The organism is Methylobacterium sp. 1030 (assembly GCF_040544715.1).
In the GTDB taxonomy this organism is placed as follows: domain Bacteria; phylum Pseudomonadota; class Alphaproteobacteria; order Rhizobiales; family Beijerinckiaceae; genus Methylobacterium.
Genome location: NZ_JBEPKM010000036.1, coordinates 1 through 16,884, shown reverse-complemented (window position 1 = coordinate 16,884; position 16,884 = coordinate 1). Strand labels below are relative to the sequence as shown.

Below are 16,884 nucleotides of genomic sequence, written 5' to 3'. Positions count from 1 at the left end.
ATATGCGGCAGTGTCATTTTCGTTCGGTGGGGCGTATTTTTTAACCGCGTCGTCAATAGTTAGTTGCTAGTCACGGGGCTGTGACAGTAAAGCTTGATGCGCTGCTTTCCCTGTGTTTGAGTCGGGAAAAATTGCAAACCCATCCCTATCCCTTCCAATTGCACCGTAGCTTTTCGCAAAATCTGTATATCTCAAATTTCCCGGATTGTGATTTCTTGCCGCTCGTGTACCGCCAGAGAATATATCCACATTTCCATTTTGATCGAGATAGACACGACTTATTCCTTTGCCTTGCATCGCAGTAACGTAGGTCATCATTCGTCTCCTATTAACTACAATCAGTCTTTGCAGGCTCGCTTGCTATCGAGTTCTCCGACCAACGAAAATTGTAATGTTGTATCCCCCGGTAAATCGCTGCCTTCTTCAAGTTTCCTTAGGTAATAGCGTGATAATTCTCCTGGTGTATATGGCGTTTCTATCTGTAGTACATAAAGAGATCCATTGACTACCCTATATAGAACGCTCTTCCCGCGGCATTTTTCGTATACAGATGAATTTAAATAATCGACATATGCCCGATTTTGCTCCTCTAAAGGTATAATATAATCTTTATCGTCTTTCTTATAATTAAAAATTATCATGTTGTAACTGTGATTATTATTTATCTCTTTCAAATAGATTTTGATTTTTATTTCATTTGGCTTGTTTCCGATTATTGTTGAAACGGAAGTATCCTCTTCAAGTCTTTGATATGCAGTTTCTTCGAAGTTGCTCGTATTCCGATTCACGTTTTCCGATTTTGTAACGCAGGTACTACACATTAAAATCAGCGATATATAAGAAATGCGCTTGAGGTTTGGATTCAGCTCACCTTTCATGTCCAGCCTCCATGGAATGCTTGACGATCGGATCGAGCAGGAGGGCGATCACCCGGCGCGTGCCGGTGACGATGTCCGCCTGTGCCGCCATCCCAGGTCGCAGCGGCACCGAACGCCCATCCGCCTCCATGTTCGTGCGATCCAGCGCCACCGTGATCCGGTAGCCGCCCTCCTCGGTCGCCCCCCGCACCTCGGGCTCCGTCGGTCGGACTGAACTCGCCGGGGCCGGTCCGCCGACCGCGTGTTGGCTCACCAGCCGCACCTGACCCGGCACCGTCCCGAACCGCGTGAACGGAAACGCCTCCAGCTTCACCTCCGCCGGCTGACCCTCGCGCACGAACCCGGCCTCCCGGTGCGGCAGCACCGCCTCCAGCTCCAGCGTCGCGTTATCCGGCACCACCGTCAGCAGGCTCTCGGCCGCGCTCACCACCCCCCCCCCAGCGTGTGCACGCCGAGATCCTGAACCGTCCCGGAGACCGGCGCCCGCAAGTGCCGCAGGCCCTCCCGCTCACGCTCCTTGCGCAGCACCTGCTCGGCCTGCGCCAGCCGCTGCAGCGCCTTCACCCGCCGCTCGGCCGCGTCCTTCAGGAACTCGGCCCGCGTCTGCGCCCGCTTCTCCTCCAGGCCGGCGATCTCCGCCCGCAGCTGCCGGTCCTGCTCTGGCAGGCTCTGCGCCTCCGCGCGCTTGTCGATCAGCTCGACCTGCGCCTGCAGCAGGTTCAGCTTCGACGTGTTGCCCCGCTCGAACAGACCGCGCTGCGTCTCGTACCGGTCCGCGGCCAGCGGCGTCAGCTCGGCGTTGCGGCCGACCTCCACCGCCTTGGCGGCCAGCGCCGCGCGCTTGTCGGCGATCTCCTGGTCGAGCCCGGCCACCGTCGCGCGATGGGCGGCCGCTTGCAGCCGCACCTGCACCTGCGTCGCCGCCAGCAGCCCGGCATCCACGTCCGGCAGGGCCGCGATCTCCGGGTCGGCCGCCTCGCTCAGGAGCAGCCGCGCGGCCTCCGCGTCGAGCAGCGCCTGCATCCGCTCGGTGCGCGTCGCCTCCAGGTCGGCCGCGGCCTCGGTCGGATCGAGATCGATCAGCACCTGACCGGCCGCGACGTGATCGCCCTCGGCCACGTGGATGCCCCGCACCACGCTGGTCTCCAGCGGCTGCACCCGCTTGACCTCGCCCACCGGCACCAGACGCCCCGGCGCTGTCGCCACGATCTCGATCTCGCTCAACGACGCCCAGGTCACCGCGCCCGCCACCAGGGCCATCGCGGTCCAGGCGGTGGCGCGCAGCGTCGGCGAGGGCGGCGTCTCCAGGAGCTCCAGGTGCGCCGGCAGGAACGCCCGCGCCAGGGCGCCGCTCGGACCGCCCGGCCGCCGCTCGGGCTTGAGCGCGATCACCTCGCCCATGTGGTCAGCCCCCCGCCACCGCCACCAGCCCGGCGTAGAGCCCGCCGGGGCGGCGCGCCAGCTCCTCGTGCCGGCCCTCCTCGGCCAGGAGCCCGCGGTCCATCACCAGGATCCGGTCGGCATGCCGCACGGTCGAGAGTCGGTGGGCGACGATCAGCACCGTGCGTCCCTGGCAGATCGTCCGCATGTTGGCCTGGATCGCCCGCTCGGCCTCGTAGTCCAGCGCGCTCGTCGCCTCGTCGAGGATCAGGATGCGCGGGTCGGTGGCCAGCGCCCGGGCGATGGCGATGCGCTGACGCTGCCCGCCCGAGAGGTTGGCGCCGCGCTCCTCCAGCACCGTGTCGTAGCCCTGCGGCAGCTCCAGGATGAACTCGTGCGCCCCGGCCAGCCGCGCCACCGCGATCACCCGCTCCAGCGGCAGCGACGGGTCGGAGAGTGCGATGTTCTCGCGCACTGTGCGGGCGAACAGCACGTTCTCCTGCAGCACCACCCCGACCTGCCGGCGCAGCCACGCCGGGTCCATCAGCGCCAGATCGACCCCGTCGACCAGGACCTTGCCGCGCTCGGGCACGTGCAGGCGCTGGATCAGGCGGGTCAGGGTCGACTTGCCCGAGCCGGAGCGCCCGACCACGCCCACCACCTCGCCGGGGCGGATCGCGATGTCGACGCCGCGCAGGATCTCCGGCCCGTCCGGGCGGTAGCGGAAGTGCACGCCCTCGAACCGGATCGCGCCCTGCAGCGGCGGCAGGTCGAGCCGGGTGCTGGCCTGCCCGACTTCGGTCGGCGTGTCGAGGATGTCGCCGAGCCGCGCCAGCGACAGGCGGAACTGCTGGAAGTCCTGCCAGAGCTGGGCCAGCCGCAGCACCGGCTGGTTGACCTGCGAGGCCAGCATGTTGAACGCCACCAGCGCGCCGATGGTCAGCTCGCCCTGCATCACGGCGCGCGCGCCGAACCACAGCACGGTCGCGGTGGTGAGCTTGGCCACGAGCTGGATCGCCTGGCTGCCGGCGGCGGCCAGCGCCACGACCCGGAACGAGGCGGCGATGTAGGCGGCCAGGCCCTCGTCGAAGCGGCGCCGCGCCTGCGGCTCGATCGCCAGCGCCTTCAGGGTCTCGATCCCGGCCAGGCTCTCGACCAGGAACGACTGCTGGGCGGCGCCGCAGCGGAACCTCTCGTCGACGCGGGCGCGGATCAGCGGCGAGAGGGTGAGGCTGAGGGCGACGTAGACCGGCAGGCCGAGCGCGACGATCAGGGTGAGCAGGGGGCTGTAGGCCAGCATGACGGCCAGGAACACGGCCGAGAACACGAGGTCGACGGTGAGCGTCATGGCCGAGCTGGTCAGGAACTGGCGGATGTTCTCCAGCTCGCGCAGCCGGGCGACCGTCTGGCCTGTAGGGCGGGCGCCGAAGTAGCCGATCGGCAGGGCGAGGAGGTGTCGGAACACGCGCGCGCCGAGCACGGCGTCGAGGCGGCTGGTGGTGTGGGCGAACAGGTAAGTGCGCAGGTAGCCGAGCAGCGCCTCGAACACGGTGACACTGATCAGGCCGAGGACGAGCACGTCGAGGGTGGTCAGGCCCTTGTGGACCAGGACCTTGTCGACGACGACCTGGAAGAACAGGGGCGCGACGAGGCCGAGCACCTGGAGCACGAAGGAGGCGGCGAGCACCTCGGCCAGCAGCGCCCTGAAGCGCGCGGCGGCCGGCAGGAACCACGCGAGGCCGAAGCGGCGGCCCTCGCCGGCCGGTCCCGGCTCGCGCGGTGACAGCAGGATGAGCCGGCCGGTCCACTCCCGGGCGAGGGCGTCGGCGTCCCAGACGGTGGGCGGCTGTCCGGGGCGCTGGATCAGGGTGCGTCCGGGCTCGTGGCGGGCGACGAGGAAGAACAGCCCGGCGCGGTCGAGGCCGATCGCTGGCAGCGGCAGGCGGGCGAGCCCCCCGGCGCCGGATCGGACGAGCTTGGCCCGGAAGTGGTTGCGGCGTGCGGCGAGGACGAGTTCATCGGGGGTAAGCGGCTGACCGGGGCGCCCGTTGTCGTGGAGGATGCGGGCGACGTCGACGGCGCGCTGGTGCAGGGCGGCGAGGATCGCCAGGGCGGCGGCGCCGGTATCGGTCACGCCCGGATCGAAGATCGCGGGATCTGGAGGATCCTGAGCCGGCTGACGTATTTCGCCGATCGTCTGCATGAGGATCTGCGCCTCATCCAAGGAACTAGCGTTCACGTTGCTTGGGGAGAGCTACGGCTGCACTTTGAGTGTGTCAAGGATCATTTCCCAGGCATGGGATTTAATTTCGTATTTTGTATGACTGGTACTTATCGAAGTATACGGCGTGTGATGGCTCGCTTTACGAGACGATGCGCCGGGTTACAGCGGTCATGCAGATCGGTCTGCCGGCGAATAGCTGTATTCGTGCTCGATAACTTGGATCGATCTGGGGGCATCGGGGAGATCGCCCAAGACGTACGCTCAGGCCTGGGCTTGGGGAGGCCTGCCAGTTGCCTGTCCGGTTCCCTGCGCGCTCGTGCGATCAGTTCAGGCACCCGTCCTGGCCCACGCGCACCAGGAGGCCGATCGCTGGAGCGGTGATGGTGGCGAGTAACTCACTCGCGGGGTGGTCAGCCACACAAGATACCGCTGACGCTGCTGGACACACCGGAAGTCTTCGCATCTCGTGATCGTGATAGGTGCCGAGGACAGCCGGGTCGCGATGCACGATCGGACACGCTATGTTGATGAGGTTTTTGGACTGGGCTTCTCGGAGAGGCGTTGTCCGGCTGTGGGGTCACCGTGGTTTATCCGCCTTGGCACGATCCTGTTCGTCATCACCGTCTATAAAGCGGTTCCACAACTTGCGATCGTTCTTGTGGCCGGAGCCGCGCTGCTCGCGTTCGGACTGTTCGTCTACCGAGGCGAACTCTTGCCGGGCAGGTTGATGGACTGCATTGCGCCGGCGGTCCGGTCTCGGTGGGCGATGTGCTGACGGTGGCCCTGGCGCCGCACGTGGCGAGCTGCAAGCCGCGCGACCGCTGGCTTGCGGCTCAGAATGCCGAGAAGAGGTGCTGCGGCAGCGCCTCATAACGGTCCGCAAGCATCTCTGGCCCAGAAACATGGAGTCGATTAAATATAAATAAGCAAGTATCCAGCTTTTCCGGGGGGGCGTTTGTAAGCTTTGCTCCGGTATCAGGATAGGACAAGCATCTCACATCGATGACATCTGGGGTGAAATGTGCCTAATTTGCTAATTAAACAGCCGGTTTGATTGGCGCGATACTGTCATATAGGACGGCCCAGAGCTGCTGCGTTGCGGCGACATGATTCGGGGTTAAACATGGCATCTATCGAGGACCTCGCAGTGACGCTGCGGACGATCGTCAAGCCGGGCATGAAGCCGAAAGAGCTACGGGCTGCCGTGCGGGAGAAGCACCCCGATGCCCGTAAGAAGGAGATCGTGCGGGCGGCGTTCTACGCGCTGACCGAGTCTCCTGCCACGGGTGAGGCGGCGCTGTCGGACCTGCACAGCTTTGCCCTGAGCGAGCGCGGCCTCGACGACGCGGACGGCGAGCTGAAGCTGAGCAAGAAGCGCAAGAAGGATTGCACCCGGAAGGCCGACGGGCACGCCTCGCATTGAGGGCGGACCGGTGATCTGACCGGCTGGCTTTGGACCGGGCTGATTGAGAGGATCAGCTGGGACCGAGAGAGTCGGACAGGGCTTCCAGAAGAGGCACGAGTTCCTCCCGCCAGACATCGGCGAAGGGATCGGCGCGGGTGCGATAGGTGCGTGATGGCTTCTGGCTCGGCAGGGTCGGGCCGGCCTCAATGCGCCGCCCAGTGCGCTCGCTGAAGCCGGCCTGGGCTGCCGCGACAGCCTGCGTATGGCTTTCCCGTCGTGAGGTCATGAAGCGCCGGACCTGTCGGTCGGTGACGTGCAAGCCCGGCATCAGCCTTACCCCGCGATCGCGGGAGAAGGCTGCGCGCCCTCACGTCGAACCGGCCATCCCAATCGTCGTCAGGCGGCAATCGTAGTTGGCATCACACAGCTCGATCTGGTCGCGCCAAGAGACAACGGCGGGCGAGAAGTCTGACATGGCGGCGGGGTACCGCAGAATGGTTGTCGCTACGCTAACTGTTCGCTCGGCGCCGCTCCGATCTGCTCACGGAGCGGGGTTGAAGGCGACAGATCGCACGCGGCGCATGTGTTCCCCGAGTTCGAGGCCGATCCCAGCTTGAAAGCCGATACGCCAAGACCGGACGTCGGCCGCCAGCATACCGGCCCGCATATGCCCTTCGGCCACGATGTTTCCGACCGTTTCTAGCCGGTTCATAACACCCTGAAGTCCGCCAGTCTCGAAACTCGCAGTCTTGATCATCTCGCTTGCGGCAAGCCGGCCAGCCTTCTCGCCGCGGGTGACGGCAGATAGCTGTTCGCTCTGCGGCGGCATGGGTCTTGATCGCCTCGCTCGTAGGAGCCGATACGCAACGCGGCTCGTCCGGGACCATGCCAAGACGTGGTTGCAGTCCAGTGAACGGCACGGCAACTCTGCCGCCATGATCCGGTCCGAGCTTGTCGCCCGCATCGCGGCGCAGAACCCGCACCTCTACGCGAAGGACGTCGAGGCGGTGGTCGCAACCGTTCTGGACACGATGACGGATGCTCTGGCCCGAGGTGACCGCGTGGAGTTGCGTGGCTTCGGCATGTTCGAAGCCCGGCCGCGGGCGGCACGGGTCAGGCGCAACCCGCGCACTCAGACGGCGGTAGAGGTGGAGGCGGGCGCGGCCGTGCGGTTCAAGCCGGCCAAGGCTATGAAGGACCTGCTCAACGCAAACCGACGAGGCCGAGAGGCATGTGCTCAAGGTGATGGAGGCGCGCGGGAGTTGTCAGATGGCTCACGCTGCTGCCCTGCTCGTCATCTCGGTCGACTGGATGACGTCGGGTAGTTCCCAGATGCTGAGCCGTCTCTCGTATCCCAGCATCAGTGGGTGTAGCGGATGCCCATCTTGCGCCGTGCTCAGGCACCAGAGCGGGATCAGGTTAGCCTTGGCGATGCCGGCGACCTCCATCCATCAGTTGCGGAGCCAGCGCGGGAGCTTGGCGCACGGCCCCCAAGCCACAATCACCTTCTCGGCGCCGCGCATAATCGCCCGCAGGTGGTCGCCGCCGTAGGGCCCGATCGAGTCAGCTGCGGTCCGCAGCGTCCGGATGTCCGTCGCCCGGAACGCGAACAGGTTGCCGACGACGATGTGACCGAACTCGAGGCGCTCGGAGAAGCTGACCGCCTCCGTCACCTAAATTCCTGCATAGCTCCGGGATGCCGTGTGGCAGACGCTGGCCGACATAGCCCAGGTACGCCCAAGCCAAGCTGGGCACGGAGACCGGCATTATTGCAGTCAGAAGACGATTTTAATAGGGTTTCCTTGAAAGTTCAGGCGATATGACGAACCCTATTTTAACTCTATGGACAGGTGCGTCGTGGACGACAACATAAAGACGGCCGAGGCCGAAGCAATCGACTTTATAGAGCTGACGGCGGGCCTCGTTGCGGCCTACGTGTCACACAATCCCGTTCCCACCGCGGAGTTGGCGACGCTGATCGCCAGCCTACACGCCGCGCTGACCGGGCTCGGCGACCACGGGTCGCCGACAGCCACACCGGTCACGCGGATGACGCCCGCGCAGATCCGGAAGTCGATCCGGCCCGAGGCGCTGACCAGCTTCGAGGACGGCAAACCGTACAAGACGCTCAAGCGCCATCTCCTTAAGCTGGGTCTCGACCCAGAGGCCTATCGCGAGAAGTGGGGGCTGCCGCGAGACTACCCGATGGTGGCCGCGAGCTACTCCGAGGCCCGCTCGGCCATGGCCAAGAGCATCGGTCTGGGGCAGAGGCCTCGGAAGGCAGCCTCGCAAGTCGCAGAAGCCGCTGACCCCGCCGCGGAAAGGCCGAAGCGGGTCAGCCGACCCCGGAAGGCGCAGGAGCCGGTTCGGGCGTAAGCTCGTGCTGCCGATCAGGAATAGGGGCCTCGGAACAGATCGCCGAGCGCCTTGCGCCGAAACAGGGTGAACCAGCGCCGCCGTCGATGCTCGGGGCGGTCATGGATGAGATGACACCGCTGGCAGAAGGCCACGAGGTTGGCGTTCGCGTTGTTGCCGGTATCATGATCGCGATGGGCGGCGGCTAGCACGACCCGCGTCCTGCGGGCACGCCCGAGCACGTCGTCGACGCCGAGGGTCAGGCGCACGCGCCTGCCGCGTCCATCGCGCCAAGCACCAGCCTCGCGATCCCACCAGCGGCCATCGCCGAGGTGAAATACGGTCTGCCCGTGCGGACGCTGACACCTCTCGCAGCGGCCGCCGGCGCGCTCGAAGCGGATCATGGCCGAGAGCTGTGGCCAGTCGATCGGGTAGAAGAAGCGGTGCTCGGGCCGGATCGGCATGGGTCAAGACTGCCACAGCTTGGCCTTAAGCGCAGCCGGTCGGCGGCCGAGCGGCGCCAGTGGGTGGTCCGTCCTGGAGGAGGTTCAGGCGTCTTTCCCTATTCGCGCTGGAGGCGATCGGATCGACCGAGGCGTAAGAGCAGGTCTGGATCGGGGCTCTGCCTCAACTTTGACGAGCCGTCGCTAAGCATGACGGCAGGTGTTGGTTGCATTAGTCGGTGCCGGCGACAATTATATGTCAGTCGCCGCGACGATCAAGATTGACGAGCAGATAGCTCATAGAGCATATTTTCTTTGCCGATGATACCGATAGCCGTCTCTTGATGCTGCCGTTCGCATATATGATACGCAAACGGCGTCGATCATCCTGAGGAGCAGGTGCGACGTGGACGAGGGTGCGGGAACGATCGAGGATGGGGCTGTCGATCCCATTGATGTGACCGTGGACGTCGTCGCCACCTACGTGGCGCACAATCGGCTGCCAGTCACGGACTTGCCGTCGCTGATCGCCGAAACGCATGCTGTGCTTGCGCAGCTCGCCAGCGAGAGTCCCGCGCCCGCTCCGCGCCCTGATGTGCTCACACCGGCGCAGATCCGCGCATCGATCCGGCCGGAGGCGCTGATCAGCTTCGAGAATGGCAAGCCGTACAAGACGCTCAAGCGGCATCTCACGAGTGTGGGGCTTGATCCCGAGACCTATCGCCAGAAATGGGGCCTGCCGCAGGACTATCCGATGACGGCGCCGGACTACTCGGCCCTGCGCTCCGCTTTGGCCAAGAGCGTGGCTCTGGGACTGCCACATACGGTACCGGTCGCCCGCAAGGATCGCGCGATGGACCTGCCCGAGGCGCCGAGACACTCAGCATTGCCGGATGTCGAGCCGGCCTCGGAGGGGGCGCCGCCGCCAGATCCGGGGGCGAGCGCCGCCATCGACCCGGACGGTTGATCGCGTCGCTCCGGCGAACGGCCACCCGACGCGGAAGATCTGGACCGGCATCCATGCCTCAAGCGCAGGCTGATTTTCTGCAGTTCGTCCTGCGCGCATCCACTGCTGCCGCCGATCGGTCTACCATGTCGCCCAAACCCCCAACCCTCGCCGCGCTGCGCAAAGCCGGCACGATCACGAGCTTCGAGATCGTCGCGGCGATCGACGCCTACATGCTCGACGCGACTGCGAGGCCGCATCGCTTCGCCAGTGGGCACAGCCTCGACGTCGCGACGGTGATGACCGCTTGGCCCGAGGCGGAAGAGCTGCGGGGCGGCCACGGGCCACAGCTCAAGGCGTTCCGCAATGCGGTGGCAATCGCCCTGATGGCCGCTCGCCCGTCTCCGCCCGAATGTCCGTCGGATGCTCGCCCACTCGGTCCCCGAGCGCGGTGAACCTCTGACCAGCATGGCCGGCGAGCTGATGCCGATGAGCCGCCGATCATCGGCCTGGATCCTTACCATGGAAGGCGTACGATCCAAACCGGTTGTGGCGTGTCGGCTCAAGCGGACAGGTCGAGTTGCTCCGGCGCGATCCGAGCACGCGAGCGCCGTGACGGGGCCGGACGGCTTGTCCGGGGGCTCGGCAGAACCGGCAGAGGAAAACCCGGCTTGCTGTAGAGCACGGCGCCGATGATCCGGCCGTCGTCGCCGCGATCCGATCGAGCTTTTAGACGACGAGCACATCCTCGGGGCGCAGGAAGGCGAGCGCCGCCTCGAAGGCGGGACGCCTGGTGCCGGACTTGCTGGACTTCTTCTCCTCGAACAGCCGCTCGCAGCCGGCGCGTGTGAGCGCGTCGCGCTGGAGGTCGAGGTTCTGATCCTGGGTCGAGACGCGGGCATATCCGACGAGCATGTCGGTATAGTGCTACAGCTACGTTTATCCGGCAATAGAAAAGCCGACAGGTTTCTCCGACAAAAACGAGGCCGTTTCAGGCCGCTCAGCGGCGGGTCGAGCTTACTGTCGGAAATACGATCGATTTCCGGACATATGGCACGATAGGACGAGTGTCCGAGAAGGGCCCGTCCTCCGCAGACTTCCGCATCGGGTCGGATGCGGCTGTAGGTGCAGGTTGCCGGTCAGCGGTATAGCCCCTCGGCCTGGAGACGGCTGAACAACACGCGGGCTTGGTCCTGAGCCGCAACGTCGTCCTCTCGCTTCTGAAAGCCATACTCACACATCGGCAGCAGCTTCTGCATCGCCCGGTCCATCGCCGAGCCCTCCCACAGGATCAGAATTTCGCGGTCGGTGAGGTCCTTGAGGAAGCACCAGAGCATCAGCATGAGGCCGAGCGCCGGGCGTTCGTGCCAGTCGGTGGTCGTCTGCCGTTTGATCCGCTCAAGGCGACGTATGAGCGCTTGGCTCTTGGCCGGCGTCAGGTCCGCGAACGGCTCCAGGCAGGCGGTCCGTAGATTGCTACGCAGCTCGGCGATATCCGCCTCGGCCTTCGCGGTCAGATCCGGGTCGGCCGGAACGAACACGTCCGGTGCGCCCGTGAGCGCGTAGAGGAGGTAGGCGGGAACTGCGAGTTCGATCCGCTGACGGTCGGTTAGGACAGGCATCAGGGCGTTTACCGACCCTGTCAGCGCCAGAAAAGTCCAGACGGGCTGGTGCAACCCAAGCACGGCTCTGATCGGCGGCAAGGATCTCTGCGGAACACCTTAAGCAATCGACATCCCCCATGCGGATATGTCGGCGAAACGGTCGACTTCCGGGCATACCATACGACAAGACAAACGACCGCTCAGGGTGGGTTTCAGTCGGTCCGCTTACGAGCGAGATCTGAAAGAAGCAGACGCGATCGCGCCTACTGACCGCTGAGCGATGTGTCAGGTTAGGTTCTTCAAGCCAGTTGGCGTCTCGATCTGCGCTGTGTAGCGAAGTTTACTACCTTGGATAACAGTTGGTGGCCTATCGATGTCCCAATATCGCAATAACGTAGTAACCCGATCGGCCTCCGGGTGTTGAAGAGTAAATCCCGTTAGACGTGCGCCGAGATCAGCGATGGTATCCATCGAGCGAGCTTTGCCGCGTCGGTCGATTAGGGACGGAGCGGCACCATGGAGAGGCAGCGAACCATCCCCGGGGATGGTGAAGTCGAATGCGGGAGCGTCGAAAGGCAGCCCGACCTTCCGACCGAAAGTCCCTTCTCGGCCTTCGAGTGCCCAGTCGATAGCGTCCGTCCTTGCGACCCATCCGCGTAGACGACGTCCTTCGTCCCAATCGCGTCGCACACGGGTTCGGTCATCGAGGCCGAACCAGCGAGCACAGCTAGGACGGTCGGCATCAGGATCGACGGCAACGATCTCCAGATAGGTCAAATCGCCAAGCTGGAGGAGATGGTTGTGGGTACCCATGTAGGTGTGGCGCTGGCCAAACGGCACGTCTAGATTGAGGCAGGCGCGAACGTGATCAACCCCTTCCTTCAAGGTCGGGGCAATGATCGTGAGATGGTCAAGCTTGAGCATCATTCTACAGTAGAGCAGCCATGTTCATTGACCAATGCTGCCTGAACGTTGGGCTTCGCCCCCAAGCCGACATTGCCGGGAAGCTGACAAACGGCCGCTTTGGAGAAGCGGCCGATGGCGGTCCGGGCGGCCAGGTTGGGTGGGATGCGGAATGACCGTTGAGGGTGGATTTCCGCCGGGCTGCTTTCGGACGCCAAGCGGGCAAAGCCAACATTCAAACAGTTTTCATGTGTCAGTGATAGCCCTGGTTCCTCTCAACGCCGAGGCCATCCTGTATTCCCTCGGAGTCATACCGTGGTGATGCTTGAAGCGCCGGGTGAAGTGCGCTTGGTTGCTGAAGCCGCATCCATACGCAAGCGTTCCGATCGGTAGGTGATGGCAGGCCGGATCGGCCAAGCGCTTGGCAGCCGCCACCAGCCGGCGTTGCCAGATCCAGTCGGAGATGTGCTGGCCGCGCTCCCGGAATAGCTCCTGCAACCGGCGTAACGACACGCCTACCGCCGCTGCAAGCCGGGGTGGATCGAGGGTCGGGTCGCCGAAATGAGCGGCGACATAAGCCTTGGCCCGCAGGACTACAAGATTGCCGTGGACCGGCCGTGGGATCTCCTTGGCCATACGCTCGGCGAGACTCGCAATGACTAGATCGATACCCACTCCGGCCATGCGCTCGGCAGTATCCCCGGTGAGATCCCCATGGATCTGAAATAGATTGGTAAAGAAGCTCTTCACCAGCACGCCGGTGCCGTTCTTGCCCCCGAACGCTAGAGCGGTGAACTGTTGGGCCGATCCGAAAACGCGCTCCAAAGAAGCGTGCGAGAGTTCGATGACGAGAGACTGATTGCCCGCCCCCGAGATGTGCACGTTCGGCCGATCGGCCAGAAGCACGATGTCCCCGTCATTTTGGATGGCTTCCCGGCCGTCTTGGACGGTGATCGAGCAGCCTGCGAGCTGGATCAGCGCGAAGATCGACCCGGTCCGCTCGCGCCGACGGAGATTGTCGGGCGTGATCTCTGACCGTACGTTGCTTTCGCGAATGCGCGTGATTCGTAAGCTATCAATATTCGCCGATTGTATCAGTCCTTCGAACATATCGTCGGATGTTTGACACAATTCTATCGGGCCCATCCGATCGGATATCGCTTCCCGCCATAGTTTAAACCGTGATTTTTGCCCGATTTTACTTGTCGAAATGACGGTCCGCATGAGTCTCTATCATATGTTGTGAAGTCGTTATGGTGAATATTATATCTCAGGACGGGATGACAGAAAAGTCATTATCGAGAAAATTTTACCGACTTCAAATCAATGTCCACCAAAACAGTCGGCCGGCATGCCAATAATCCTGCGTGAGTCTGTATTGGTAGACTTATAACGTCCGCATCGATGCGTTTGCTGCCCAGAAGTGGACGGTCGGAAGTTCATCCAGCTCAGCCGTAGGCCGCTGCCTTTCGACAGCCCAGGAGCCGACGTTCCCAAGTGGCACTCACAGTCGCGCACAGCCGCGGACGACCACGGCGTGCCTCGTTCTGTAGCATGCCCATATGCGAATGCCCGATCGCAAAAGGTAAGGTCCGCTTCCGGGCGCAGCGCAACCGCGTGTGAACGACTGTGTTGGGTCGCTATCAGAATGACGGCTCGGGGTGGATTTCCGCCGGTCCGCTTCCAGGCGCCAATGCACGAAGGCAGACGTCGTCAGCCCGATCCAGGACGAAGCGTGACCCACGGGCGCCCGGCGGGCCCCCGCTACACCGCCGATGTTCGCGATCGTGCGACATTCTTCGAGAGGACTCCCGCCACGCTGCAGGACGCGCTCTTGTGCGCGGACCTGCGCCCCTATTCCCGGAGGGGGGCGAATCGCGCCGGCGCAGGGCGCAGTCGCTCCGCCGGACCCCGTGCCGATCAGGCAGCCTGAAATGCACTCAGTTCCTGAAGGACACCGCCAGAGACGCGCGGCTTCCAGACGGCGCAAGTGTATAACCTTTCTACGTCGCACGTTTATGCATCAGACGCACCAACGAATACTCATTTTGCCCGTTGGACGAAATTTATGCTTGACGGTTTAAGTCGATAATGCTGATAAACGGAAATTCCAGTATCTATAGGTAGGAATATAGAGATGATGATTCGGTCGATCGGGCGCACTGTGCTGTTTACAGCGATCACACTCGGGGCGATCACTGCTGTTTCGGCGCAGGCTCCCGGTAACAGCGCCGGCGGCGGCAACAATGGCAATGGCACCATTCCCGGTCATTCCAACGGTCTCGGCGGCGGAGATGGCGGCGGTCGCTCCGGAGGCGCACCCTCACCCGAGGTCAACGCCATGCTGGGCCTCGCCCTCGCCGGCGGCACCCTCGCGTTCCTGCGCCGCAGACGGCAAGGCAAGGCAAAGTCGTAAGCTTGACCGGCAGGCTTTTCCATGAAGGCGCACACCGCGCCACGATCTGGGTTCGTAGCGGTCGCTGGCTCGGAGCTGGCCTCCGGCTTCGCCGTTCCGGCCGCCAACTGGGCCCTGCTGGTGTTCGCCTGCGGCACGGCCCTCTCGGCGGCGCTACAGCGCCTGCTGCTCGAGCACGGACCGGGCACACAGCGCCTGATCGAGCTCGATCTCGGCGAGATGTTCGCCACCGTCGCTGTCGTCGCGCTCGTGCTCTCCTCGCGCGAGACGCCGTCGGCGCTGCGGCCGATCGACCTCGCTTTCCTCTGCGTATGCGCCCTGCCATGGCTCCTGCCCGAGGCCCACGCGGTCTATGCCGGCATGACGATCGTTGCCCTGTGGCTGATCGCCCGGCGCGCCCACGATCGTCTGTTGGTCGAGATCGGGCAGGTCTGGCTCGCCCTTTCCTTGTGCGAGCTGTGGAGCAAGCTAGCCTTTAAGCTGTTCTATCCCCTCATCGCCCCCGCCGAAGTCGCCTTCATGGCTTGGGTTGGGCGCTCGGCCATCCCAGGCCTGTATGCCACTGGCCTCTACCTGAGCGGCCGCCCAGGCTGGTCAATCGTCATGCTGGAGGGATGCTCGGCGTTTCACAACCTGTCTCTGGCGGCTCTCATCTGGCTGTGCGTGCTCAGGATCGCCGGCCGGCGGGCCACCCGTGGGGCGGTCGCAGCCCTGGCGGCGAGCGCCGCCCTCGTCGTGGCGATCAACGTTGCTCGGATCCTAGCCATGCTGCCCTCGCAGGAGGCTTACTTGTTCTGGCATGATGGCACTGGCTCGGTCATCGTCGCCCTCGCGGCAGCCATAGCCTCGGTGTTGCCGATCGTTGTTGTCGTCGAACGCGCAGTCGGAAGCGCGCCGTGCTCGGTCCCGCCACAGGCCTGAGGCCGGCCGCTCGCGCGGCGTTGGCGGTGCTTTGCCTGCTCCTCGTCATTTCGGTGTGCGGGCGCCTTTATGCCTACTGTCTGCTCGAGCCGGCTCTGGAACCCACCACAATCGTAGCCGCGAGTGCAGACGATTTCCTGCCGCGGGCGGAGGGCGCGCGTCGCGCCGTTCCGGTAGGCGCTTGCGCCGGTCCGGTCATGATCGAGTTCATAGAGCCCATTTCACACGGCCGGGACACACTTCTAGTGGCACCGCCCGACCAGGGTGATCGGGTCTTCTACGTATATCAGGGCTGGATGCTGCACGATCCAAACGTCGCGATGAAGCTGAGTGCGCTGCACGTCCTGCGTCGCGCGATGGGCCTCGTCGGCCTCGTTGCGGCCGGCGAGCGGGACAAGCTTGCCATGAAGATCACTGTGCCAGCCGCATGCAGCGCTTCCCCCAGCGCCGTGGTGGCCGCGCTGCCGGACACGGCACGGCCTTGAGTCTCATCACTGCGCCGACCAGCTGCAGCCCTTGCGGGAGCGATGGTCGATGCCATGCCGCCGTAGCGGTCAGATCGCGCAGTATCGCAGATAGTCCATCAGTCCGCTTTCGACGGCGCCGAACAGGCGAATGATCAAAGACCTGACGTCGAAAGCTAGATGGTGCCTAAGGATGGATTCCGCCGGTTCACTTTTGAGGAAAATGCCAGGAAGCGACACTGAGAAGGATATTAATCTGTTTCGCCGGCACGCTGAAGATTGCGATTCCGCTGATTTCTCAATCGCAGGAGCCGCTTCAGCTTGGTCACCAACAACCCTGCAGTCTGAGCTTTGTCCTGCCCTTCTTGGTGCAAGACGCGAAGACGATGCAGCAGACCGGTGACGTCCGCATCGGCCGCCACGATATCGGCATTCTGCTCCAGCAGTTTTTCGATCCAGGCTTCTGACATGCTTCGCGGCGGGCTGACCCTATCGCGAGTATAGAGTTTGCTGTACGCGCTGTCAGGACGACACATGAGAGGACGCTCATGCCCGACGAGACGCCGGTTGCATCGGTTGTAGCTGTGCGCGTACTCCTCGGTATCAAACCCATCGATGGAGGCGACACCGTCGCGGTTCGCTTTATCGCCGCGGATGGGCAGATGATCGCTGTTTTGATCCCGCAAAGGGTGTTTGCCGAGTTGCAAGCGGCAGCTCCTGATGGCTCGGGCGGTGGCCGACAAGTTCGCCACCGATAACCGAAATTGTCGACGAGCGGCATGGCCGCTTTCGAGACGTGCCGATGACGATCTGGGCGACTGGCTTGGGTCGGATGCGGAATGACTGCTCGGGGTGATGGGGTGGACGCCCCCCTCGGCGGCATCGCTGTGCCAGAGTGGTGGTGTTGAGCACCAATCGAGGGAGACGTCCGTGGCCCAGGTTACC

The 16,884-nt window shown here is 63.7% G+C and carries 22 protein-coding genes and 1 pseudogene; 9 read left to right on the top strand and 14 right to left on the bottom strand.

The window, feature by feature from the left end; all coding sequences use genetic code 11:
• Nucleotides 1-66: 66 nt before the first annotated feature.
• Genes ABIC30_RS30390 through ABIC30_RS30370 form a run of 5 tightly spaced genes read right to left on the bottom strand, consistent with a single transcriptional unit; the run spans nucleotide 67 to nucleotide 4,461 of the window.
• Entirely contained in the window at nucleotides 67-318 is a 252-nt protein-coding gene (locus ABIC30_RS30390) for a hypothetical protein (protein ID WP_354456701.1), read from the bottom strand.
• A 20-nt stretch (nucleotides 319-338) separates the two neighbouring features.
• On the bottom strand, nucleotides 339-878 hold the full coding sequence (locus ABIC30_RS30385; protein WP_354456700.1) for a hypothetical protein: 540 nt from the start codon (nucleotides 876-878) through the stop codon (nucleotides 339-341).
• A complete protein-coding gene (locus tag ABIC30_RS30380) occupies nucleotides 868-1,305 on the bottom strand; it encodes a beta-barrel domain-containing protein (protein WP_354456699.1) in 438 nt (145 codons plus the stop codon). The genes ABIC30_RS30385 and ABIC30_RS30380 overlap by 11 nt, the downstream gene beginning before the upstream one ends.
• Nucleotides 1,302-2,279 (bottom strand): HlyD family secretion protein, encoded by a 978-nt coding sequence (locus tag ABIC30_RS30375; RefSeq protein WP_354456698.1) that lies wholly within the window; start codon nucleotides 2,277-2,279, stop codon nucleotides 1,302-1,304. Before ABIC30_RS30375 ends, ABIC30_RS30380 begins: the two co-directional genes overlap by 4 nt.
• 4 nt (nucleotides 2,280-2,283) lie before the next feature.
• The gene (locus tag ABIC30_RS30370) at nucleotides 2,284-4,461 is read right to left on the bottom strand and encodes a type I secretion system permease/ATPase (RefSeq protein ID WP_502915885.1); all 2,178 of its coding nucleotides are present in this window, start codon (nucleotides 4,459-4,461) and stop codon (nucleotides 2,284-2,286) included.
• A 523-nt stretch (nucleotides 4,462-4,984) separates the two neighbouring features.
• Here ABIC30_RS30370 and ABIC30_RS30365 point away from each other — a divergent pair.
• Nucleotides 4,985-5,257 (top strand): hypothetical protein, encoded by a 273-nt coding sequence (locus ABIC30_RS30365; RefSeq protein WP_354456696.1) that lies wholly within the window; start codon nucleotides 4,985-4,987, stop codon nucleotides 5,255-5,257.
• A 348-nt stretch (nucleotides 5,258-5,605) separates the two neighbouring features.
• Nucleotides 5,606-5,905 (top strand): hypothetical protein, encoded by a 300-nt coding sequence (locus tag ABIC30_RS30360; RefSeq protein WP_354456695.1) that lies wholly within the window; start codon nucleotides 5,606-5,608, stop codon nucleotides 5,903-5,905.
• A gap of 52 nt (nucleotides 5,906-5,957) precedes the next feature.
• Here ABIC30_RS30360 and ABIC30_RS30355 read toward each other — a convergent pair whose 3' ends face one another.
• Nucleotides 5,958-6,215, bottom strand: coding sequence for a hypothetical protein (locus tag ABIC30_RS30355; protein ID WP_354456694.1), 258 nt, complete (start codon nucleotides 6,213-6,215; stop codon nucleotides 5,958-5,960).
• 213 nt (nucleotides 6,216-6,428) lie between these two features.
• Nucleotides 6,429-6,716, bottom strand: coding sequence for a hypothetical protein (locus ABIC30_RS30350; RefSeq protein WP_354456693.1), 288 nt, complete (start codon nucleotides 6,714-6,716; stop codon nucleotides 6,429-6,431).
• 70 nt (nucleotides 6,717-6,786) lie between these two features.
• On the opposite strand from ABIC30_RS30350, the gene ABIC30_RS31900 reads away from it, so the two are divergent.
• Entirely contained in the window at nucleotides 6,787-7,212 is a 426-nt protein-coding gene (locus ABIC30_RS31900; protein WP_502915884.1) for an HU family DNA-binding protein, read from the top strand.
• 126 nt (nucleotides 7,213-7,338) lie between these two features.
• Here ABIC30_RS31900 and ABIC30_RS30340 read toward each other — a convergent pair whose 3' ends face one another.
• Nucleotides 7,339-7,560: a DUF1643 domain-containing protein gene (locus ABIC30_RS30340; RefSeq protein ID WP_354456692.1), complete on the bottom strand. Its 222-nt coding sequence runs from the start codon at nucleotides 7,558-7,560 to the stop codon at nucleotides 7,339-7,341.
• Nucleotides 7,561-7,744: 184 nt separating this feature from the next.
• Between ABIC30_RS30340 and ABIC30_RS30335 the strand changes: the two genes are divergently transcribed.
• Nucleotides 7,745-8,263, top strand: a complete 519-nt coding sequence (locus ABIC30_RS30335) for a Ros/MucR family transcriptional regulator (RefSeq protein WP_354456691.1) — start codon at nucleotides 7,745-7,747, stop codon at nucleotides 8,261-8,263.
• 14 nt (nucleotides 8,264-8,277) lie between these two features.
• Here ABIC30_RS30335 and ABIC30_RS30330 read toward each other — a convergent pair whose 3' ends face one another.
• The gene (locus tag ABIC30_RS30330) at nucleotides 8,278-8,706 is read right to left on the bottom strand and encodes a hypothetical protein (protein ID WP_354456690.1); all 429 of its coding nucleotides are present in this window, start codon (nucleotides 8,704-8,706) and stop codon (nucleotides 8,278-8,280) included.
• 385 nt (nucleotides 8,707-9,091) lie between these two features.
• On the opposite strand from ABIC30_RS30330, the gene ABIC30_RS30325 reads away from it, so the two are divergent.
• Together ABIC30_RS30325 and ABIC30_RS30320 are read left to right on the top strand one after the other, a co-directional pair.
• Entirely contained in the window at nucleotides 9,092-9,652 is a 561-nt protein-coding gene (locus tag ABIC30_RS30325; protein ID WP_354456689.1) for a Ros/MucR family transcriptional regulator, read from the top strand.
• A 53-nt stretch (nucleotides 9,653-9,705) separates the two neighbouring features.
• The gene (locus tag ABIC30_RS30320; RefSeq protein WP_354456688.1) at nucleotides 9,706-10,086 is read left to right on the top strand and encodes a hypothetical protein; all 381 of its coding nucleotides are present in this window, start codon (nucleotides 9,706-9,708) and stop codon (nucleotides 10,084-10,086) included.
• Between the two features lie 277 nt (nucleotides 10,087-10,363).
• On the opposite strand, the pseudogene ABIC30_RS30315 reads toward ABIC30_RS30320, so the two are convergent.
• The 4 genes and pseudogenes from ABIC30_RS30315 to ABIC30_RS30300 form a co-directional block, all read right to left on the bottom strand.
• Nucleotides 10,364-10,546: pseudogene (locus tag ABIC30_RS30315) on the bottom strand (recombinase family protein); the annotation flags it as partial.
• 224 nt (nucleotides 10,547-10,770) lie between these two features.
• Entirely contained in the window at nucleotides 10,771-11,307 is a 537-nt protein-coding gene (locus ABIC30_RS30310) for a hypothetical protein (protein ID WP_354456687.1), read from the bottom strand.
• A 213-nt stretch (nucleotides 11,308-11,520) separates the two neighbouring features.
• On the bottom strand, nucleotides 11,521-12,162 hold the full coding sequence (locus tag ABIC30_RS30305) for a VOC family protein (RefSeq protein ID WP_354456686.1): 642 nt from the start codon (nucleotides 12,160-12,162) through the stop codon (nucleotides 11,521-11,523).
• A gap of 222 nt (nucleotides 12,163-12,384) precedes the next feature.
• Complete coding sequence (locus tag ABIC30_RS30300) at nucleotides 12,385-13,362, bottom strand: AraC family transcriptional regulator (protein WP_354456685.1); 978 nt, start codon at nucleotides 13,360-13,362, stop codon at nucleotides 12,385-12,387.
• A 913-nt stretch (nucleotides 13,363-14,275) separates the two neighbouring features.
• On the opposite strand from ABIC30_RS30300, the gene ABIC30_RS30295 reads away from it, so the two are divergent.
• From ABIC30_RS30295 to ABIC30_RS30285, 3 genes are read left to right on the top strand one after another with little or no spacing between them, the layout of a single operon-like run.
• Nucleotides 14,276-14,554, top strand: a complete 279-nt coding sequence (locus tag ABIC30_RS30295) for a hypothetical protein (RefSeq protein WP_354456684.1) — start codon at nucleotides 14,276-14,278, stop codon at nucleotides 14,552-14,554.
• A gap of 21 nt (nucleotides 14,555-14,575) precedes the next feature.
• Nucleotides 14,576-15,475, top strand: coding sequence for a hypothetical protein (locus ABIC30_RS30290; RefSeq protein WP_354456683.1), 900 nt, complete (start codon nucleotides 14,576-14,578; stop codon nucleotides 15,473-15,475).
• Nucleotides 15,451-15,960, top strand: coding sequence for a hypothetical protein (locus ABIC30_RS30285; RefSeq protein WP_354456707.1), 510 nt, complete (start codon nucleotides 15,451-15,453; stop codon nucleotides 15,958-15,960). Before ABIC30_RS30290 ends, ABIC30_RS30285 begins: the two co-directional genes overlap by 25 nt.
• A 230-nt stretch (nucleotides 15,961-16,190) precedes the next feature.
• On the opposite strand, the gene ABIC30_RS30280 is transcribed toward ABIC30_RS30285, so the two are convergent.
• Nucleotides 16,191-16,646: a hypothetical protein gene (locus tag ABIC30_RS30280; RefSeq protein WP_354456682.1), complete on the bottom strand. Its 456-nt coding sequence runs from the start codon at nucleotides 16,644-16,646 to the stop codon at nucleotides 16,191-16,193.
• Between the last annotated feature and the right edge of the window lie 238 nt (nucleotides 16,647-16,884).

Bases quoted from the DNA above. Each gene is read 5' to 3' on its own strand.
- ABIC30_RS30385 (WP_354456700.1), bottom strand. From the start codon at position 878: ATGAAAGGTGAGCTGAATCCAAACCTCAAGCGCATTTCTTATATATCG.
- ABIC30_RS30365 (WP_354456696.1), top strand. From the start codon at position 4,985: ATGCACGATCGGACACGCTATGTTGATGAGGTTTTTGGACTGGGCTTC.
- ABIC30_RS30295 (WP_354456684.1), top strand. From the start codon at position 14,276: ATGATGATTCGGTCGATCGGGCGCACTGTGCTGTTTACAGCGATCACA.
- ABIC30_RS30305 (WP_354456686.1), bottom strand. From the start codon at position 12,162: ATGATGCTCAAGCTTGACCATCTCACGATCATTGCCCCGACCTTGAAG.
- ABIC30_RS30350 (WP_354456693.1), bottom strand. From the start codon at position 6,716: ATGCCGCCGCAGAGCGAACAGCTATCTGCCGTCACCCGCGGCGAGAAG.
- ABIC30_RS30390 (WP_354456701.1), bottom strand. From the start codon at position 318: ATGATGACCTACGTTACTGCGATGCAAGGCAAAGGAATAAGTCGTGTC.
- ABIC30_RS30300 (WP_354456685.1), bottom strand. From the start codon at position 13,362: ATGCGGACCGTCATTTCGACAAGTAAAATCGGGCAAAAATCACGGTTT.
- ABIC30_RS30370 (WP_502915885.1), bottom strand. From the start codon at position 4,461: ATGCAGACGATCGGCGAAATACGTCAGCCGGCTCAGGATCCTCCAGAT.
- ABIC30_RS30375 (WP_354456698.1), bottom strand. From the start codon at position 2,279: ATGGGCGAGGTGATCGCGCTCAAGCCCGAGCGGCGGCCGGGCGGTCCG.
- ABIC30_RS30355 (WP_354456694.1), bottom strand. From the start codon at position 6,215: ATGCCGGGCTTGCACGTCACCGACCGACAGGTCCGGCGCTTCATGACC.
- ABIC30_RS30330 (WP_354456690.1), bottom strand. From the start codon at position 8,706: ATGCCGATCCGGCCCGAGCACCGCTTCTTCTACCCGATCGACTGGCCA.
- ABIC30_RS30290 (WP_354456683.1), top strand. From the start codon at position 14,576: ATGAAGGCGCACACCGCGCCACGATCTGGGTTCGTAGCGGTCGCTGGC.
- ABIC30_RS30360 (WP_354456695.1), top strand. From the start codon at position 5,606: ATGGCATCTATCGAGGACCTCGCAGTGACGCTGCGGACGATCGTCAAG.
- ABIC30_RS30320 (WP_354456688.1), top strand. From the start codon at position 9,706: ATGCCTCAAGCGCAGGCTGATTTTCTGCAGTTCGTCCTGCGCGCATCC.